This is a genomic window from Micromonospora sp. CPCC 205546, assembly GCF_036902715.1.
Lineage (GTDB): Bacteria > Actinomycetota > Actinomycetes > Mycobacteriales > Micromonosporaceae > Micromonospora.
In genome coordinates, this window is the sequence record NZ_JBAKHL010000163.1 from 1 (window position 1) to 1028 (window position 1028).

The following is a 1028-nucleotide window of genomic DNA, read 5'->3' on the forward strand; positions in this document are numbered from 1 at the left end:
ACCCCACACACCCGGCAAATCCACCAAACCACCCCACCGCAACGGCACCTCCAAACCCACCACCCGACCCAAACCCCACACCGCAGCACCCGCGACGTCAGCCAGCACGTCGGAGCCGCCGACCGACACGGCCCCGCTCGTGAGCCACCACAACCGGCCCGCCCCGCCGACGTCGGTCAGCGCCTGCACCACGGCGAGCGCCGTCGACACCTCCGCGGCGGCCGGGACGGTGGAGGGTTCCCGCGAGTCGGTGAGGGACAGCAGGGACACCAGGTTGGCGTCCCGGTCGTCGGACCCCATCGCCTCCCGCAGCAGCCGTGCCACCCGGTCCCGGTCCGCGCCGGCGGGGACCAGCACCGGGACCGCCCGGTCGGCCCGGGCCGCCAACTCCACGGCCACCGGGTGGTCCTCCTGCCCGGGCGCCATCAGCAGCAGCCAGGTCCCCGGCAGCGTCGCGCTGTCCGGCACGGAGGTCGTACGCCACGTCGTCCGGTACCGCCAGGAGTCGACGGCAGCCCGCTGCTGCGTGGCCCGCCGCCACCGGGCGAGCTTCGGCAGCAGCGCCGTGGACGGCTCGTCCGCGCCCACGGCCAGGTCATCGCCCAGCACGGCGAGGTCGCCGGACTCGACCGCCGCCCAGAACTGCTCGTCGGCCGGGGTGTGGGCGCCCTCCGGCGCCGAGGCGGGCCGGGGATCCTCCAGCCAGTAGCGCTGCCGGTCGAAGGCGTAGGTGGGCAGTTCGACCACGCGCGGCCGGGCGCCGGTCTGACCGTGGTACGCCGACCAGTCCACCGGCACACCCGCGACCCAGAGCTGCCCGACGGCGGTGGTGAGGGTGGTGACGTCGGGCTGGTTGCGCCGCAGCGTGGCGACGTACCGCACGTCGTCCGCCGTCTCCGCCTCGGCCGCCATGGCGGTGAGGACCGCGTCCGGGCCGACCTCCAGGAAGGTGTCCACGCCCTGCGCCCGCAGCGCCGCCACCCCGTCGGCGAACCGCACCGGCTGCCGCACGTGCCGCACCCAGTACT

General features: G+C 75.6%; 1 pseudogene. It reads right to left on the bottom strand.

Features of this window, described 5'->3' with window-relative positions:
- Positions 1-1011: pseudogene (locus tag V6U77_RS29835) on the bottom strand (type I polyketide synthase); the annotation flags it as partial.
- Positions 1012-1028 lie beyond the last annotated feature (17 nt).